A 14,953-nucleotide genomic window follows, 5' to 3' on the forward strand; every position below is an offset into this window, starting at 1 on the left:
GGTTTGTAGTGAGGACTTTAGTCCTCGGAAAGAAGGACTGAAGTCCTCACTACGAACCTGTAAAATAGGTTTGTAGTGAGGACTTTAGTCCTCGGAAAGAAGGACTGAAGTCCTCACTACGAACCTGTAAAATAGGTTTGTAGTGAGGACTTTAGTCCTCGGAAAGAAGGACTGAAGTCCTCACTACGAACCTTAATCTGTAAAATAGGTTTGTAGTGAGGATTTTAGTCCTCGGAAAGAAGGACTGAAGTCCTCACTACGAACCTTAATCTGTAAAATAGGTTTGTAGTGAGGACTTTAGTCCTCGGAAAGAAGGACTGAAGTCCTCACTACGAACCTGTAAAATAGGTTTGTAGTGAGGACTTTAGTCATCGGAAAGAAGGAATGAAGTCCTCACTACGAAGCTGGTTTGTAGTGAGGACTTTAGTCCTCGGAAAGAAGGAATGAAGTCCTCACTACGAAGCTGGTTTGTAGTGAGGACTTTAGTCCTCGGAAAGAAGGACTGAAGTCCTCACTACGAACCTGTAAAATAGGTTTGTAGTGAGGATTTTAGTCCTCGGAAAGAAGGACTGAAGTCCTCACTACGAACCTGTAAAATAGGTTTGTAGTGAGGACTTTAGTCCTCGGAAAGAAGGACTGAAGTCCTCACTACGAACCTGTAAAATAGGTTTGTAGTGAGGACTTTAGTCCTCGGAAAGAAGGACTGAAGTCCTCACTACGAACCTGCGAGGATTTTAGTCCTCGGAAAGAAGGAATGAAGTCCTCACTACGAACCTGTCAATTTATTAACACTTTTATCTCTTTCTATTAACTGCCAAAGTTGAATCTCATAACAAAGATGCTTTTCAAATAGTTGACTCGCCTCCAATCCTTCAACCACCAATTTCTTAAACCAGCGGCGAAATATCCAACGCAGAATTTTATGGATCGGCGGAACCGCGATCGAAATTAAATCCGCAACATAAATCATTGTGTTCAGTCCATACCTGCGGAAACTATCGACATATAAATCAATTGTTGGTACAATATGAGCAGAAATATCCTCAGCTTTTACTAAATTAAAGCCCGCTTGCATTAATGCAGCTTCCAGTTCTTCCACTACATGACAGTTAGAAAACATTCCTTCTGTATAATCAGGATTAGAGCGCAACATATCCGCAAGCAGTACGTAGCCTCCAAGATTGAGCACCGCCGCCGCACCTTTGGCTATATCGACAGCAGACATATATTGGCTGCTTTCGCTAAAGAGGACTAAATCGTAGGAATGGGTGGCTTGGAAGTCTTCAAATTTGGTGAGGTGGAAGATGGCGCGATCGCCTGTACACTTGAGAAAGCGCTGTTGTTGGAACGGATCGGGCGCGAGGCCTTCGACTCCAAAAGCGCGATCGAGCAAATAAGCCGCATTTCCCCCAATCCCGCATCCTACATCCAGGATAGTCTTAATGTCTTTCGGGATAAAATCTAACAACTTATCCGTATAAGCTTGCTGGGCGATTCGCAGCCGCGCCAGTGTTAATTCATCAGCAGGCACAGGTAGACTTTCCCAATAACCATAGTGAAGATAGGGAGATTCTGTCAGGCCGAGATAGTAATTAAGCGCTGCATTTTGGTAACGAGTTACGTTGGAAATTTTGATTGATTTTGGCTGCGACATTGGGGAAATTTAGTAAGTTTTAGGATTTCGGACAGAGTTGAAATTCTTCCCAGCGTTTGCATACTTGTTCATAGCACTCAACGGGCGAAACTGCCAAGCTCTGCAACAAATTGATATCGATCTGACCGTTGGCAAGCAGTATAAAAATAATTGCTTTTTCAGGTTCATAGCTATCAATAACTCCCAGCAGATTGGAAACAGTGTTTTCCTCTAGTTCTAATTGTTGCAAATAAGCCGTTGCGTGCGATCGGGAAATAAACTGCAAGTCATGCTCTACATTATCCACGCTCCAATTGATCGAGCCATTAATGGGAGTATCTATTTGGCAAACAACAATACCTCTTCCTAAGTGCCAAAAGCCATTCCAAGCAGTATATCCGATGGACAAAATATTCTGGTGAATAAACAAGTTCTGCCAGTAGCCAAAACTGCCCTGCCAAACACTATCTTTGATTCGCATTTGTTTTAGTTTCCCGTGGCGCCGACGAAAAGCGGTTTTAACTCAAAATTGCGTTTTTGTCGATCGCCCAAGGGAACCCAACAGCAGATTAACTGTAAAAATACTGAACTAACCATCATCCATACCTCGCAGATGAAAACACGATCGCAAACAAATCGGCGGGCATTCTGACTCAGAGATGGAATCATCTCATTACAGTTGCGGGACAGCGCCGGATTTGCACCGAACTTTCCCCCTTACGTCTGATGTGTGTTTGTCATCAGAGCCGATCGATATACTGGGATATTACCACTATTTTAGATATTTGACAAAAATAGGTCTTAAAAACTCAGCAGGCGGACTTCATACAGCGTTTGCTGTTTCACGTACAGATTGCAAAAAATGAGCGATCTCCTGCATAACAGAAGACGATCGTAAACTCTCAATCTCTTCCTTAGTCAATCGATCGATAATTTCTGAGGAATTGTGAATTATTTCCGATCGAGAAATCAATTGCTCTAAAGCTTTTCTAGGTTGATAAACTGCCATATCAAGTATATCTTTAGGAGGTATGTATCCTAGCAACCGCGAAAGCAAAGAGACATCTTGAAAAAAGATAATTTCTATTTCAGGAACAGCCATGACTACTTTTACTGGTGTATTAGCTGCTACGCCTCCAACTATTTCCTCAATATCTTTGAGACGTTGTTGAACTAACTCTGGTTCTACTGAATCCGCATCAACCACAATCATAACAGGTACTTGCCGACGTACAACTAAAGAACGAGCCAGTGAATTGATAGCATATCCTCCACCAGCAGCAACAACTTCGACATCATTAAGTAATTTTTCTGGGATCGCAATTTTAAGTAATTGTGCATCGAAATTTCCTTCACAGACAATGTAAGTAATCATGGGATATCTCGCTCTCTAACGTCGTAATCAGGCAATCCGTGTTCTACACATACACGGTATTTCAAAGTCAACAGTTCGCAAATTGTTTCATTATCCAAGGCATATTTTATTTCTTTTCCACTCCATAATAAAATTGTTTGCGGTAGAGAAAAACATGAAAGATACCGAGCAGGTTCTGTGAATTCAGTTCGGCTGAATACTAATCCAACAGTGGCTGCGGGACGGCGTAAAAGTTGATTGCGAAGTTTGGCAATAGGAGCAATATCAACGTTTGTTTGATCTCGAAAGTCTTTGCTTTCAACCAAACAGGAAAGTCCAGATGAATAGACGACACCATCAATTTGTTCGACTTTTTCCCCAAAGAGTTCCACGCTATAAGGCCATTTTACCTCTGCGCCATCAAGTTGAAATGCTCGTAGAACGAGGTACTCAAAGGCTTTGCCCGCGTCCCATCCTGGGGTGCTACGATTCTCGATATTGTCCCATAGCGTTCGCAATCCATCCCATTGTAGCGACTGAATCATCCTTTCGTAATCTTTTGCCACAACCAATTTTTATACTCCAACAACTACACGCTTCTAGGTAAGCGATCTATTTAAGTTTATCATAAAACTAGATTATAATTGATTGCTGCCACCAGTCACAAATCGTCTCAAATGCAGAATATATTGGTTTTACACGATCGGGTGAAATCCAATTTTTATGCTGGCGGTAACTCGTCATAGAGTTCTGGTTCAACATCTGGCACTTTAGCTAAAACTGCGTCGTACTTCTGGCGAATTCCTTGCTTGGCTAAATCTTCTAAATAGCTTTCAGTCATTAGCGCTGACAGCTTTTCTGCAACTGCTGTCGCTATAAATTGATCGATAGAAATTCCATCTTTCAAGGCTAACGCTTGCAAATCTTTGTACAATGAGTCAGGAAGTTGAACGTTCAAATTACTCATAGCAAGGCTCCAATAGCTCTTAAAAACTCACCAGGTGCGATCGCTCTTATTCCAAACCGCTCAATACCAAAAAAGTCACGGATGTTGTACGTTACTACATTATCACATCTTGCTGTAACCGCTAGTTCCAGTACCATGTCGTCTTTCGGATCGGGTAGATAGGGTTGCCAGAGAAAGAATATGCGATGTCTTGTGGCGACGGAGCAGTGAAATTCTATGAAATCTTCAATATCTGTGGCACTGACATAAAGATTCGGCAACTCTCTCAACAATACCTCTCGATATTCTAGCACCAATGGTACGGAAAGATGGATATCAAATGCCCCTGTATCCACTAATTCCAGTAAACGAAAAGCACTGCCTTGCCTAGAGCGCAAGCCAGCAATAATGATGTTGGTATCAATAACAATCTGTGGAATTGGCATGAGAGTCTGATAATTGACTACAGTATAACTTTCCAGCAGTCAAAATTGCCACTCTGAATACAAAGAGCTCCTTCACACCTTGCTCTAGGCATTGCCGATCGCCAATCCCTCCCCCTTTCATAATCTTTTCATTATTTCTACTTTTATGCTAAATTAAAACAATGAAAGAATTATAAAAAACCACAATGAGTAATACCGATCGCCCCAGTGCCTCGTTAGCGCAGCCCTCGCAGAGGATCGCCTGGAAACCCTATCAAATTGGTATATTCGGGCTATTGCTGGGAATTTGGCTCAGCGGGTGCAACACTCAGACGACAGCGGAGCCTCAAACCAAGCAAAATGGGGATTCTAGCTCAACTGCCGGTGATTTGACCCGAAAAGACCAAAAAGTCATTCTTACCACCTTTACGGTGTTGGCAGACATGGCACAGAATGTCGCTGGTGACAAGCTAACTGTTCAATCCATCACAAAGCCTGGGGCGGAAATTCACGGCTATGAAGTCACTCCTAGCGACTTAAAACGAGGGCAAGGTGCTAGTCTAATTTTGGATAACGGATTGAATTTAGAACGCTGGGCAACTCGATTTTATAACAGTTTTCCCAAAGTTCCCCGCATTACCTTAACTGAAGGAATTAAACCGATTAATATTGCCGAAGACTCCTACAAAGGTAAACCGAATCCTCATGCTTGGATGTCCCCTAAAAATGCTTTAATTTACGTTAGAAATATTCGCAGAGCTTTGTCAAATATCGATCCAGCTAATGCTGCAACCTATGAAGCGAATTCGACAAAATACAGTGACGAAATTCAGGCGATAGATGAAAAGCTCAAACAAGCTATCTCAGCGATTCCGCCAGACAAACGCTACATAGTAAGTTGTGAAGGCGCATTTTCTTACATTGCGCGCGACTACGGCTTGAAAGAAGTTTATATTTGGCCTGTAAATGCCGAACAACAATCTACACCGAAACAAGTTGAACGGGTGATTAATACAGTCAAAGCAAACAAAATCCCCGCCGTATTTTGCGAGAGTACCGTCAGCAACGAAGCACAGCTTCAGGTAGCAAAGGAAACCGGGGCAAAATTTGCCGGGGTGTTTTATGTCGATTCCCTCTCTCCATCGGAAGGCCCTGCATCAACCTACCTTAAGATGCTTGAATACAACGTCAATACTTTGATAAAAGGACTACAGGGTAATGGGGGATAGGGCCTTGGGCATTGGTAATTTGGTAATTTGGAGAAATTGGTATGGATAGAATCAGTATTGACATTGAAAATGTCACGGTTGCGTATCATGGTAAAGTAGCCTTGCACAGAGCCTCTCTGCAACTTAAAGCGGGGACAATTTGCGGTTTGGTGGGGATGAATGGTGCGGGAAAATCAACCCTGTTTAAGGCAATTATGGGGTTTGTGAAGCCAAACACCGGACGAATTTTAATTAATGGCTTGCCGATCCGTCAAGTGCAAAAAAGCAATCTGGTTGCCTATGTGCCTCAGTCGGAAGAGGTAGATTGGAATTTCCCGGTGAACGTTTATGATGTGGTGATGATGGGGCGCTACGGCTACATGAATCTGTTACGGATTCCGCGATCGATCGACAAACAAGCGGTGCGAGAAAGCTTGGAAAGGGTGGAAATGTGGCCCATGGGCGATCGCCAAATCGGAGAGTTATCCGGGGGACAAAAGAAACGCACCTTTTTTGCGCGGGCTTTGGCGCAACAAGCAAAGGTTTTACTGCTAGATGAACCCTTCGCCGGAGTTGATATCAAAACCGAAAAAATGATGATTGATTTGCTGATGGAATTGCGGCAAACAGGCCATACAATTCTCGTGTCAACTCACGATTTAGAATCCATTACTACATTTTGCGACCAAGTAGTATTAATTAATCGCAGTATTCTCGCCTACGGCAACACCTCAGAAGTGTTTACTGAGGAAAATCTTTCCCGCACCTTTGGCGGTGCGATCGGTGATTTATCCTTTGCAAAAAGTCGGTTAACTCAAGTGAATCGGGAGAAGCAATAATGGACTTAATTCAGTGGTTTGCCACACCGTTGCAGCATGAATTTATGGTGAAGGCGATTTTAGTCAGCGCCTTAGTAGGGATTGTTTGTTCGGCGCTTTCGTGCTATATGACTTTGAAGGGATGGGCATTGATGGGTGACGCGGTTTCCCATGCGGTGATGCCGGGGGTTGTGATTGCTTATGTGCTGAATATTCCTTTGGCGGTGGGGGCGTTTTTGTTTGGCGTGGGCTCCGTAATTGCGATCGGCTTTATCAAAGCAAAAACTCGCGTTAAAGAAGATACAGTGATTGGTTTAGTGTTTACCGGATTTTTTGCCTTTGGTTTGGTGTTAATTTCTAAAGTCAGAAGTTCGATCGACTTAACGCATATCTTATTTGGCAATGTCTTAGGTATTTCCGATTCGGATATTGTTCAAACTGTGATTATTAGTGCCATCACCCTAGTGACTCTGGCAATTTTACGCAAAGATTTAATCCTGTTTTGTTTTGACTCAACTCACGCGCGATCGATCGGTTTAAATATCACTTTCCTGTATTACGTGTTGCTGTCTTTGCTATCGCTGACAGCAGTTGCGGGACTTCAGACAGTCGGCATTATTTTAGTCGTAGCAATGTTGGTAACTCCGGGGGCAACCGCCTATTTGTTGAGCGATAATTTTGACCATATGATGCTAATTGCGATGACTTCGGGAGTATTTTCTAGCGTCATGGGAACTTATATCAGCTATCACATTGATGGTTCGACAGGCGGATGTATTGTGGTGCTGCAAACGCTGCTGTTTGTGTTGGCGATGGTTTTTGCCCCCAAATATGGTTTGTTGGTGAGATCTAGGGACTCGCAAACTATTAACGAATAAACAATATTCCTGTTATTTTGTCGTTGGGCGGGGGCAGGTTTATGAAATTATTTGTTTGAGGCGATTATTGTCGGTGAACCTGGCCCTACAGGAATTATAATCGATTCACCGGAGATGATATTATTTAATAATCGCGATTCCCTTCGGGATAGCTTCGCTTCACGGACTTTTCGCCTATTCACTAAACTCAATATTTTCATACAAATCTGCTACCGAAATTTCCACCTGCACAGACGTTAACATCAGCCGATCGCCCGCACAGCTATATTCCGAAAAAATCCATTTATTCGCTTCAGTTTTGGAATATTGTTCTACCTGTACGCGATATTGGTCGATTAATAGATACTCCTGAAAACTCGGAATACTGCGATAAGCTGCAAACTTGTCATCGCGATCGTAAGCTCTAGTACCCTTAGATAGCACCTCGGCAATCAACAGAGGATTGGTAATTGTATCGGTACGTCCCGGTTGAAGTTCGATCGGTTTTGCAACCACCATCACATCTGGATAAGTGTAATTATTAAGTTGCGGAATCCAAAGCCGCTGATTTGTAACAAAAGTCCGATAGGGTTTCCCTTTTAAGGCTAGTTTCAGTATCACCATTAAACTACTGGTAATTTCATTATGATTCAATGAACTACCAGCCATCATAACAATCTCGCCATTGATAAATTCATGCCGATCCAGAGAATTAACTTCAGCTTCTAGATATTCCTGGGCCGTGTAGGTTTTGGTTTCAACTTGCGCGATCATATACAAGGCTCTCCTTTAATCTACTTATTTTAGTATATCTTAAAAATCGCTTAAAAACAGGTCGGGGCGGGTTTATGAGATTGTCGGTTTTTGGCCAATATTGTTGGTGAACCCGCCCCTACAGTCCGAATAAATTTACCGCAACAGGGAAAAGTTATACCCAGTTTTTCCTACTGCTTTAACTTGTACTAAAATTGGCGAACCTGCCCGATCGCCACTTGGCAAAAACTTCACATCCTCGCTAGCTCCCGGTGCCGAGAAATTCGGGCTTTTGAGTGCTTGCTGCAATCCTTCCCGCGTATTACTTTGCTGCAAGCCAGCGATGATAGCTTGAGCCGCATCATAACTCGTTGCAGTACGCCAATTTACTACTCCTCCCCAGCGCTGACTGGCATTTTTTGGGAAAGTGCTGCCGGGATTCGTTTCAGGATGCCAGGGAACAGGCAAAACAAGCCCGTCAACGCTCTTTTGTCCATCTTTTAGCGTTTGAAAGGTGTAAAGAGTTGAACTGCTGTAGAGCGCTAATTTGCCTTGATTGGCACGGGCTAGATCGATCGCGCGATCGAGGCGTTCGATGTAGGGTGCTAGCATCAATCCTTCTGCTCCTTTGCTAACAGCATCGGCAATGGCATTGTTGGGATTAAATGTCGGCGCTGACAAGTCGCAGACAATAGGAACTAATCTGCCGGCTGATGCTGAAAGAGAGGCAATGAATTCATCTTTAAATGAAGCGCTTCCAGCAGCTTGAGAGTCATAGCAGAAGGCAATATTGGCTTTGCCTGCTTTTTTGACGATATACTCTACTAAAGGAGCAGTCGTCGAGCTACTATTTAGGACAGTCCGAAAAATATAGCTGCCAAAACCTGACAAATTATTTGCACTGCTGGTAGGCGTAATCATCACCAGTTTCTTTTCCTGATAAATTGGAGCGGCTGCTAAAGACGCAGTGCTGTCATTGTGTCCGATTACTGCTAGAATTTTCTGGTCGTTTGCTAATGCTGCTGCAACTTCTTTGGCGACTTCTGGAAGGTTGTTGTCATTGACAATTTCAACTTGCAAACCGGCACTATTAATTCCTCCCCTAGTGTTGATTTCATCTTGAGCTTGGGCGACACCTCGGAGAATTTCTTGGGCGATGTTGGGGTTGCTGCCGCTGGGCACGCTGACGGCAATTTTCAAAGAAGTGCGATCGCTTACTCTCGCATTATTCAAATAGATTACCGTTTCCGGATCGTTGCGATTTTGTTGCAGCGAAGCCTGAAATCTTTGCACGGCTTCTTTGTAATCTCCTTTAGCAAAAGCTGTAACGCCTGCTTGTTTTTCAGGTGTTGTTTGCGATGTCACCAATATCTGATTTCCTAAACTGATGCGAGTTGCGATCGCCCCCGATGGACTCGCACCCGGTGTGGATGGAGATCCAGGTGTAGGTGTAGATGTATCTGAACTTTTGGATGCGAATAAACCGGGAAGGAATTTGAATACACCAAACCCAATTAAGCCGAGGGCAATAATAAAAACAATGGGCGGCGGGCTTTTCCTTTTATCTTGGGACATAATCTTTTCTCCTTATATAATTTATACAGAAAAGTTGTTAACTACAATCAGTATTCAAAAGATTTTGGTCAAAGTCAATTCATTAAATTCACTAATTAAACTCATAAAAGTCATATTTGTATTCTTAGGGCGGGCAAGATGCCCACCCCACAGGGGTTTCAGGAATTTTCGGCGTGCATTTTCAGGTAATGCTAGGATCGTAGAACAAGTAAGTGCGATCGGCTTTGGTAAATTCATGTGTTTGTGTGCAAATGTAAGTGTCATGATTTTGTGCTTCTAATTTTCCGAACAGTAAAGTTTTATGATTTAGGTAGTGATACCCAATTACAGATAGACTCTGGTTTGAGAGGGCAAGTTTTGGGGGCGATCGGATTTCCGCCGAGACCGATCCCAGTTAGCTTAGTCAAAGATTGCAACGGTTTGATGTCACTAATTTTATTGTTTTCGAGACCTAGGCTAGATAGTTTAGTCAAAAATTGCAACGGTTTGATGTCACTGATTTTATTGTTGCCGAGTCCGATCGAAGTCAGGTTAGTCAAAGATTGCAACGGTTTGATGTCACTAATTTTATTGTTGCTGAGATGGATCCCAATCAGGTTAGTCAAGGATTTTAGCGGTTTGATATCGATGATTTGATTGCTGTAGAGTTCGATAAAAGTCACGCTAGTCAAAGATTGTAACGGTTGGATGTTTCTGATTTGATTGTCGCTGAGGCTGAGATAATCCAGTTCAATCAAGGATTGTAAGGGTTTGATGTCACTGATTTGATTGTTGGAGAGAGTGAGAAAAAACAGCTTAGTCAACGACTGTAACGGTTTAATGTCATTAATTTGATTGTTGGAGAGGGAGAGCGAAGTCAGTTGAGTCAAAAATTGCAAAGATTTGATGTCGCTGATTGTATTTCTGCTAAGACCTAGTTCAGTTAGTTTAGTCAAAGATTGCAATGGTTTGATGTCGCTGATGTCATTGTTATCGAGGTCGAGTTGTGTGAGACTTGAAAGTTTCCGATCGGCAGCATCGCATAACCGTACTGCTTGATATATAAGAAAGAGGGCTGAAGCCCAACAACATACCTTGATGTGCAAGTTATAATAAAGTCATATAAATCGGAGGTTGAAATGGTAACGCTGCAATTAAGACAAATCAGTGTGCCGCCAGGACATAGACTGCTGTTGAATGATGTCAACTGGCAGGAATTTGAAGCAATTCTAGAGGAGTTGGGAGAACACCGCGGCTCTAGAATAGCTTACAGTCAAGGAACTTTGGAGATTAGGATGCCCCTACCAGAACATGAGAAGGCTAAAATTATTATTGGCTATTTAGTGAAAATTTTGTTTGAGGAACTTGAAATAGACTTTGAACCATTTGGATCGACTACTTTTAAAAGAAAAAGTATGTTGCAAGGAATTGAACCGGATGAATGTTTTTATATCCAGAATTACGCTCTAATGATTGGCAAAAAACGCATAGACTTAACAGTCGATCCGCCGCCGGATTTAGCAATTGAAGTCGATCGCACTTCCAAGACTCAACTGGATGCTTACGAGGCGCTGGGAGTACCTGAGATTTGGCGCTATGAAAATAAAAGGCTTCAGATTAATGTGCTTGAAGATGGGAAATATGTTGCATCGGAATTTAGTCCGATATTTCCCAATCTGCCAATTATTGAAGCGATTTCTCAATATTGCGAACAAAGTCAAACGGCGGGGACGAGTGAAACTCTCCGATTGTTTCGCAAATGGGTGAGAGACTCAATACAAAATTGAGGTGAAATCCCTAGCAAATAAAATTGCACTCATGCCCAAATTATCTTCAAATTATTTGGGTTAATCTGCCCTAAATCGGCAGTTGACTGGCTCTTTTTAAAATTTATATAGCCTTTCTCAAAAAGATGAGGTATAACTGACAGCTTATATAACCGCTTAAACCAAGAGGGCCCAAGCCAAACAACGTCCGCGAATCTTTGTGAGAACCGCTATACTATTCAAGTTTAGTATGGGACGCACTTGCTGTCAGAAATTTGGCTGGTTTTCGATCGCAAATACCCAATTTTCTAACAGCAAACGCCCTAATCTCGTTGTACTGTTAATTTCGCTGTTGGGAAATTGAGAGAGAATAAGGGTGTTGACCTTGCGATCGATCGCCCACGAAAATCACATAAGTCCCCTTGTCTCCATAACCGGAAAATTCTACAATCCCCGCAGCAGCATTCGCCGGTAGGACGCAGAAACGACCCCTCGGCCCCTGAATCATCAAACTGGGAGCTCCCGCAGTTTGTACTGCAATCCGCCAGTAAGGCAAATCCTGCGTTACTTCGATGACTTGGTTCGGGCCTTGGGCCACGAAACCGCAGTCGCCACTATTGTTCGGGCCGCCGGAAACTCCCGAAACTCTCAGCGGTTCGGGAAATCCTGGAGCAATTTGCAACGGTTGGCTCCGAATAGCTCCGGCAGCAGTTAAAATCATTCCTAGGGCTAGGATTGCGATCGAGCCAAAGCGCAGTCTGGGGCGATCGCACGGATAGCATATCTTCATTTTTATCCTTGTTGATCCGAACACAATGGCGGAAGGTTCTACTTATTTGACGGTAGAGGATAATTAACGGTTCCGAACAGGGTAATGTGACTCTTATTAATGTGACCGTCCTAAAACGATGTACAGCTAAACTAACTCCCAAACTTTTTTATGAATCCTCAAAATAACTTCAATTGGCAGCAAGCGATCGGAGAACTGAAAGCTAAACTAGAACGATCGCCTCTTGTCCAACAAAATCCAGACAGCTATCAAGCGATCGGAACCTTATACAATCAATTTTTGGACAAGTTTCAAAAACTCCCGAAACCTGGGCAGGTGGCAGTCTTTGCCGTCGGAGCGATCGTTGTTCTGACAGTCTTCAATAGCATAGTACAGCTACTTTCCGCCGTGATGACTCTTGGCGTTCTCGGAGTGCTAATCTACATAGCATATAAATTGGCAATATCTCCTGATTCCTCCAACTAAGGATTAACAATAGGAAATTATAAATATGTCTAACCCAACTGCACCCGGTGATATTAATCAACCCGATCCGTCTTGGCCGACACAATCCCAGCAAATGCCACTGCTGGTTCGCCGCTGCGGCGCTTGGGCAGTTGAAATTTCGTTAATTGCAGTTAGCGCCCTGGTTCCCTTCAGTATCGGGGCCGTGGTTAACAAAGAAGCTCAAACCGTGCCACTCAATCCCTCGGTAGCAGCAGCATCGGAAACTGTTGCCCGTGTTTTGGCTATCCCCGTGCGCGATCGCAACCCCAGAGTTGCACCCCTAACTAATCTATTCTGGTCGGGGGCGCTGCTGGCACCGGCAGCTTTGGCGGCGTGGCAGTTGTTTTTGCTCGCCAGAACCGGTCAAACTCTTCCGAAACGTTGGTTTGGGGTGAAAGTTATCACAGCCTCGGGCAATCCTCCGGGTTGGGCGCGAGTGCTGGTTCGCGAAAGTTTGGGGCGCTGGGGAGTGCCTCTGGGCGTCGCTTACGGGGTTTGGCGCTTGACTGGCGCGTTTCCAGATTTAATCATTTTAGGGGCGTTGAGCGGCTTGGCAGTCCTCGCAGATGGCGCTTTTGGATTGCGCTACAAACGGCAATCCGGACACGATCGCCTCGCGAATACTTTGGTGGTCAATAGTCGTGAAGCGAAGCTATCCCGTAGGGAATCGCACCAACCGTCGCCCAATCCTGTCCAGAGTCAAGATTGGACTGAGGAAGACGCGCAAATTGCGGCTTTGGTTTTGACTCCAGAAACCAATATGAAAGAAGATCCCAGTCTGTGGAATTGGATTCGCCAACATCCAGGCACAACTTTAGTGATAGTTACTATTGGCAGTGCGGGATTGATTTTAAGTTTGTTTGTTGGCACTCTGATCTACACTCAAAGTCAAGCTAATTTGCGGGATTCTCGGCAGCGGAATGACGAATTATTTGTAGCTTTAGTTAGCAAATTGTCTCCTGCTTCGGGTAGCGGAACATCGGGGAGGCGATCGGCTATTTTGGCTTTGGGGGCGGTGGAAGACTCCCGCGCCGTACCTTTGCTAGCGGATTTGCTGGCGCAAGAAGACAGCAAGGCGATGCTGGATGCGATCCAGCAAGCTTTAGTCAGTACCGGGCCGAAAGCTTTACCTGATTTGCAGCGGTTGAACCAAGCCCTCAGCAATGAGCTCGAATCCCTGCGCTACGGGGGGAAGACTCCGGAACGCGAGTTAGCGGCTACCCGTCAGAGAACAGTGCAAAGGGCGATCGGCAAAATTCTCACAGTGTATAGCAGCCAGCTCAACGGCGCCGATCTGAGCCGCACAGATTTAGGTCAAAGTCCTGCCGGCCCGGGTCAGTTTACTTTAGTATTAGACAAAGTTGACTTATCAGGAATTAAGCTGAGAAAAGCCAATTTAACCAATGCCAGCTTGCAGGGGATTCGCTTTTACGGCACTGGCGAAGACAGGCGTCCGGGGACATTTGACGATTGGATTTCTGACTTGAGCGAAGCTAATTTTGAAGGAGCCAATTTAACCGGAGCATCTTTTAACAGCGCCGTAATGAACCGCACCACTTTTGTGCGCGCTGTCCTGAACAAAGCTAATTTGTCAAATGGAAATTTGAATGGAGCTAATCTTAGCAACAGTCTTTTAATTGGGGCTTCTTTGCAGCAAGCAACGTTAAAAGAGGCAAGCTTTACCGGGGCAGATATCGGCAGCGCCAATTTTTCGGGCGCCAATTTAGAAAGTGCCCGTTTGGGCAAAGTCAAGGCTCAAGGTACTCAGTTATCCTTAACAAATTTGTCTAAATCGGAATGGCAAGGTGCTGATTTGTCCGGTGCGGATTTGAGCGGCGCTAACTTACAAAATGCTGATTTGAGTTCGGCTAAACTCGCTAACGCGAATTTAAAAGATGCTCGGTTGCAAGATGCTAATTTGCGGAATGCAGATGTAAGTTCAGTAGATTTTAGAGGTGCGAATTTAGCGGGAGCTAATTTTCAAGGCGCTGTTTTCCTGGGGAAGGGGACTTCGGATCAGTTTATTCAAAGTCAGGCCGGTAGTAAATCTGGTCGCTTCCAAGGTGTTAATTTTTCCGAGGTTAAGAATTTAGATCAAAGTCAAATTGCTTACATTTGTTTGCAGGGAGGGATTCATCCGAAGTGCCCGCCCAAGAATTAAGAGTTGGTTCGATCGTTCGGACTTTAGTCCTTCTTTTTCTGCGGGCTAAAGCCCTCACTACGAACAATAATTAAAAGTTGGTTCGATCGTTCGGACTTTAGTCCTTCTTTTTCTGCGGGCTAAAGCCCTCACTACGAACAATAATTAAAAGTTGGTTCGATCGTTCGGACTTTAGTCCTTCTTTTTCTGCGGGCTAAAGCCC

The 14,953-nt window shown here is 44.0% G+C and carries 16 protein-coding genes and 1 riboswitch; of the genes, 6 read left to right on the forward strand and 10 right to left on the reverse strand.

Features of this window, described 5'->3' with window-relative positions; all coding sequences use genetic code 11:
• Positions 1-766: 766 nt before the first annotated feature.
• The 6 genes from QZ938_RS19520 to QZ938_RS19545 all read right to left on the reverse strand — a co-directional run bounded on the left by QZ938_RS19520 (position 767) and on the right by QZ938_RS19545 (position 4,379).
• Complete coding sequence (locus tag QZ938_RS19520) at positions 767-1,654, reverse strand: methyltransferase domain-containing protein (RefSeq protein WP_293347589.1); 888 nt, start codon at positions 1,652-1,654, stop codon at positions 767-769.
• A 19-nt stretch (positions 1,655-1,673) separates the two neighbouring features.
• Positions 1,674-2,114 (reverse strand): hypothetical protein, encoded by a 441-nt coding sequence (locus QZ938_RS19525; RefSeq protein WP_293347592.1) that lies wholly within the window; start codon positions 2,112-2,114, stop codon positions 1,674-1,676.
• A gap of 139 nt (positions 2,115-2,253) precedes the next feature.
• A riboswitch (cobalamin riboswitch) is annotated at positions 2,254-2,399 on the reverse strand.
• 57 nt (positions 2,400-2,456) lie between these two features.
• Positions 2,457-3,008 (reverse strand): hypothetical protein, encoded by a 552-nt coding sequence (locus QZ938_RS19530; protein ID WP_293347595.1) that lies wholly within the window; start codon positions 3,006-3,008, stop codon positions 2,457-2,459.
• Positions 3,005-3,553, reverse strand: a complete 549-nt coding sequence (locus QZ938_RS19535) for a restriction endonuclease (protein ID WP_293152684.1) — start codon at positions 3,551-3,553, stop codon at positions 3,005-3,007. The genes QZ938_RS19530 and QZ938_RS19535 overlap by 4 nt, the downstream gene beginning before the upstream one ends.
• 155 nt (positions 3,554-3,708) lie before the next feature.
• Positions 3,709-3,954, reverse strand: a complete 246-nt coding sequence (locus tag QZ938_RS19540; protein ID WP_293152687.1) for a toxin-antitoxin system HicB family antitoxin — start codon at positions 3,952-3,954, stop codon at positions 3,709-3,711.
• The gene (locus tag QZ938_RS19545; protein WP_293152690.1) at positions 3,951-4,379 is read right to left on the reverse strand and encodes a putative toxin-antitoxin system toxin component, PIN family; all 429 of its coding nucleotides are present in this window, start codon (positions 4,377-4,379) and stop codon (positions 3,951-3,953) included. The genes QZ938_RS19540 and QZ938_RS19545 overlap by 4 nt, the downstream gene beginning before the upstream one ends.
• A gap of 185 nt (positions 4,380-4,564) precedes the next feature.
• Between QZ938_RS19545 and QZ938_RS19550 the strand changes: the two genes are divergently transcribed.
• The 3 genes from QZ938_RS19550 to QZ938_RS19560 are packed head-to-tail and all read left to right on the forward strand — an operon-like array spanning position 4,565 to position 7,262.
• Entirely contained in the window at positions 4,565-5,587 is a 1,023-nt protein-coding gene (locus tag QZ938_RS19550) for a metal ABC transporter substrate-binding protein (protein ID WP_293152693.1), read from the forward strand.
• Between the two features lie 41 nt (positions 5,588-5,628).
• Complete coding sequence (locus QZ938_RS19555; protein ID WP_293152696.1) at positions 5,629-6,405, forward strand: metal ABC transporter ATP-binding protein; 777 nt, start codon at positions 5,629-5,631, stop codon at positions 6,403-6,405.
• Positions 6,405-7,262 (forward strand): metal ABC transporter permease, encoded by an 858-nt coding sequence (locus tag QZ938_RS19560; protein ID WP_293152699.1) that lies wholly within the window; start codon positions 6,405-6,407, stop codon positions 7,260-7,262. Before QZ938_RS19555 ends, QZ938_RS19560 begins: the two co-directional genes overlap by 1 nt.
• 174 nt (positions 7,263-7,436) lie before the next feature.
• Here QZ938_RS19560 and QZ938_RS19565 read toward each other — a convergent pair whose 3' ends face one another.
• From QZ938_RS19565 to QZ938_RS19575, 3 genes are all read right to left on the reverse strand, one after another.
• Positions 7,437-8,015, reverse strand: coding sequence for a Uma2 family endonuclease (locus tag QZ938_RS19565; protein WP_293152702.1), 579 nt, complete (start codon positions 8,013-8,015; stop codon positions 7,437-7,439).
• 135 nt (positions 8,016-8,150) lie between these two features.
• On the reverse strand, positions 8,151-9,569 hold the full coding sequence (locus QZ938_RS19570; RefSeq protein WP_293347598.1) for an ABC transporter substrate-binding protein: 1,419 nt from the start codon (positions 9,567-9,569) through the stop codon (positions 8,151-8,153).
• A 299-nt stretch (positions 9,570-9,868) separates the two neighbouring features.
• A complete protein-coding gene (locus QZ938_RS19575) occupies positions 9,869-10,654 on the reverse strand; it encodes a leucine-rich repeat domain-containing protein (protein ID WP_293152707.1) in 786 nt (261 codons plus the stop codon).
• 33 nt (positions 10,655-10,687) lie between these two features.
• Between QZ938_RS19575 and QZ938_RS19580 the strand changes: the two genes are divergently transcribed.
• Positions 10,688-11,335, forward strand: coding sequence for a Uma2 family endonuclease (locus QZ938_RS19580; protein WP_293152710.1), 648 nt, complete (start codon positions 10,688-10,690; stop codon positions 11,333-11,335).
• Between the two features lie 319 nt (positions 11,336-11,654).
• On the opposite strand, the gene QZ938_RS19585 is transcribed toward QZ938_RS19580, so the two are convergent.
• Complete coding sequence (locus QZ938_RS19585; RefSeq protein WP_293152713.1) at positions 11,655-12,104, reverse strand: hypothetical protein; 450 nt, start codon at positions 12,102-12,104, stop codon at positions 11,655-11,657.
• Positions 12,105-12,254: 150 nt separating this feature from the next.
• Between QZ938_RS19585 and QZ938_RS19590 the strand changes: the two genes are divergently transcribed.
• On the forward strand, positions 12,255-12,569 hold the full coding sequence (locus QZ938_RS19590; protein ID WP_293152716.1) for a hypothetical protein: 315 nt from the start codon (positions 12,255-12,257) through the stop codon (positions 12,567-12,569).
• A gap of 25 nt (positions 12,570-12,594) precedes the next feature.
• A complete protein-coding gene (locus tag QZ938_RS19595) occupies positions 12,595-14,751 on the forward strand; it encodes a pentapeptide repeat-containing protein (protein ID WP_293347601.1) in 2,157 nt (718 codons plus the stop codon).
• Positions 14,752-14,953: the final 202 nt, after the last annotated feature.

This window comes from Microcoleus sp. CAWBG27, assembly GCF_020883145.1.
GTDB lineage: Bacteria > Cyanobacteriota > Cyanobacteriia > Cyanobacteriales > Microcoleaceae > Microcoleus.

Excerpts from the sequence above, each read along its gene's own strand:
- QZ938_RS19580 (WP_293152710.1), top strand. The coding sequence starts at position 10,688 with ATGGTAACGCTGCAATTAAGACAAATCAGTGTGCCGCCAGGACATAGA.
- QZ938_RS19585 (WP_293152713.1), bottom strand. The coding sequence starts at position 12,104 with ATGAAGATATGCTATCCGTGCGATCGCCCCAGACTGCGCTTTGGCTCG.
- QZ938_RS19520 (WP_293347589.1), bottom strand. The coding sequence starts at position 1,654 with ATGTCGCAGCCAAAATCAATCAAAATTTCCAACGTAACTCGTTACCAA.
- QZ938_RS19590 (WP_293152716.1), top strand. The coding sequence starts at position 12,255 with ATGAATCCTCAAAATAACTTCAATTGGCAGCAAGCGATCGGAGAACTG.
- QZ938_RS19595 (WP_293347601.1), top strand. The coding sequence starts at position 12,595 with ATGTCTAACCCAACTGCACCCGGTGATATTAATCAACCCGATCCGTCT.
- QZ938_RS19555 (WP_293152696.1), top strand. The coding sequence starts at position 5,629 with ATGGATAGAATCAGTATTGACATTGAAAATGTCACGGTTGCGTATCAT.
- QZ938_RS19545 (WP_293152690.1), bottom strand. The coding sequence starts at position 4,379 with ATGCCAATTCCACAGATTGTTATTGATACCAACATCATTATTGCTGGC.
- QZ938_RS19565 (WP_293152702.1), bottom strand. The coding sequence starts at position 8,015 with ATGATCGCGCAAGTTGAAACCAAAACCTACACGGCCCAGGAATATCTA.
- QZ938_RS19550 (WP_293152693.1), top strand. The coding sequence starts at position 4,565 with ATGAGTAATACCGATCGCCCCAGTGCCTCGTTAGCGCAGCCCTCGCAG.
- QZ938_RS19525 (WP_293347592.1), bottom strand. The coding sequence starts at position 2,114 with ATGCGAATCAAAGATAGTGTTTGGCAGGGCAGTTTTGGCTACTGGCAG.
- QZ938_RS19540 (WP_293152687.1), bottom strand. The coding sequence starts at position 3,954 with ATGAGTAATTTGAACGTTCAACTTCCTGACTCATTGTACAAAGATTTG.
- QZ938_RS19560 (WP_293152699.1), top strand. The coding sequence starts at position 6,405 with ATGGACTTAATTCAGTGGTTTGCCACACCGTTGCAGCATGAATTTATG.
- QZ938_RS19530 (WP_293347595.1), bottom strand. The coding sequence starts at position 3,008 with ATGATTACTTACATTGTCTGTGAAGGAAATTTCGATGCACAATTACTT.
- QZ938_RS19570 (WP_293347598.1), bottom strand. The coding sequence starts at position 9,569 with ATGTCCCAAGATAAAAGGAAAAGCCCGCCGCCCATTGTTTTTATTATT.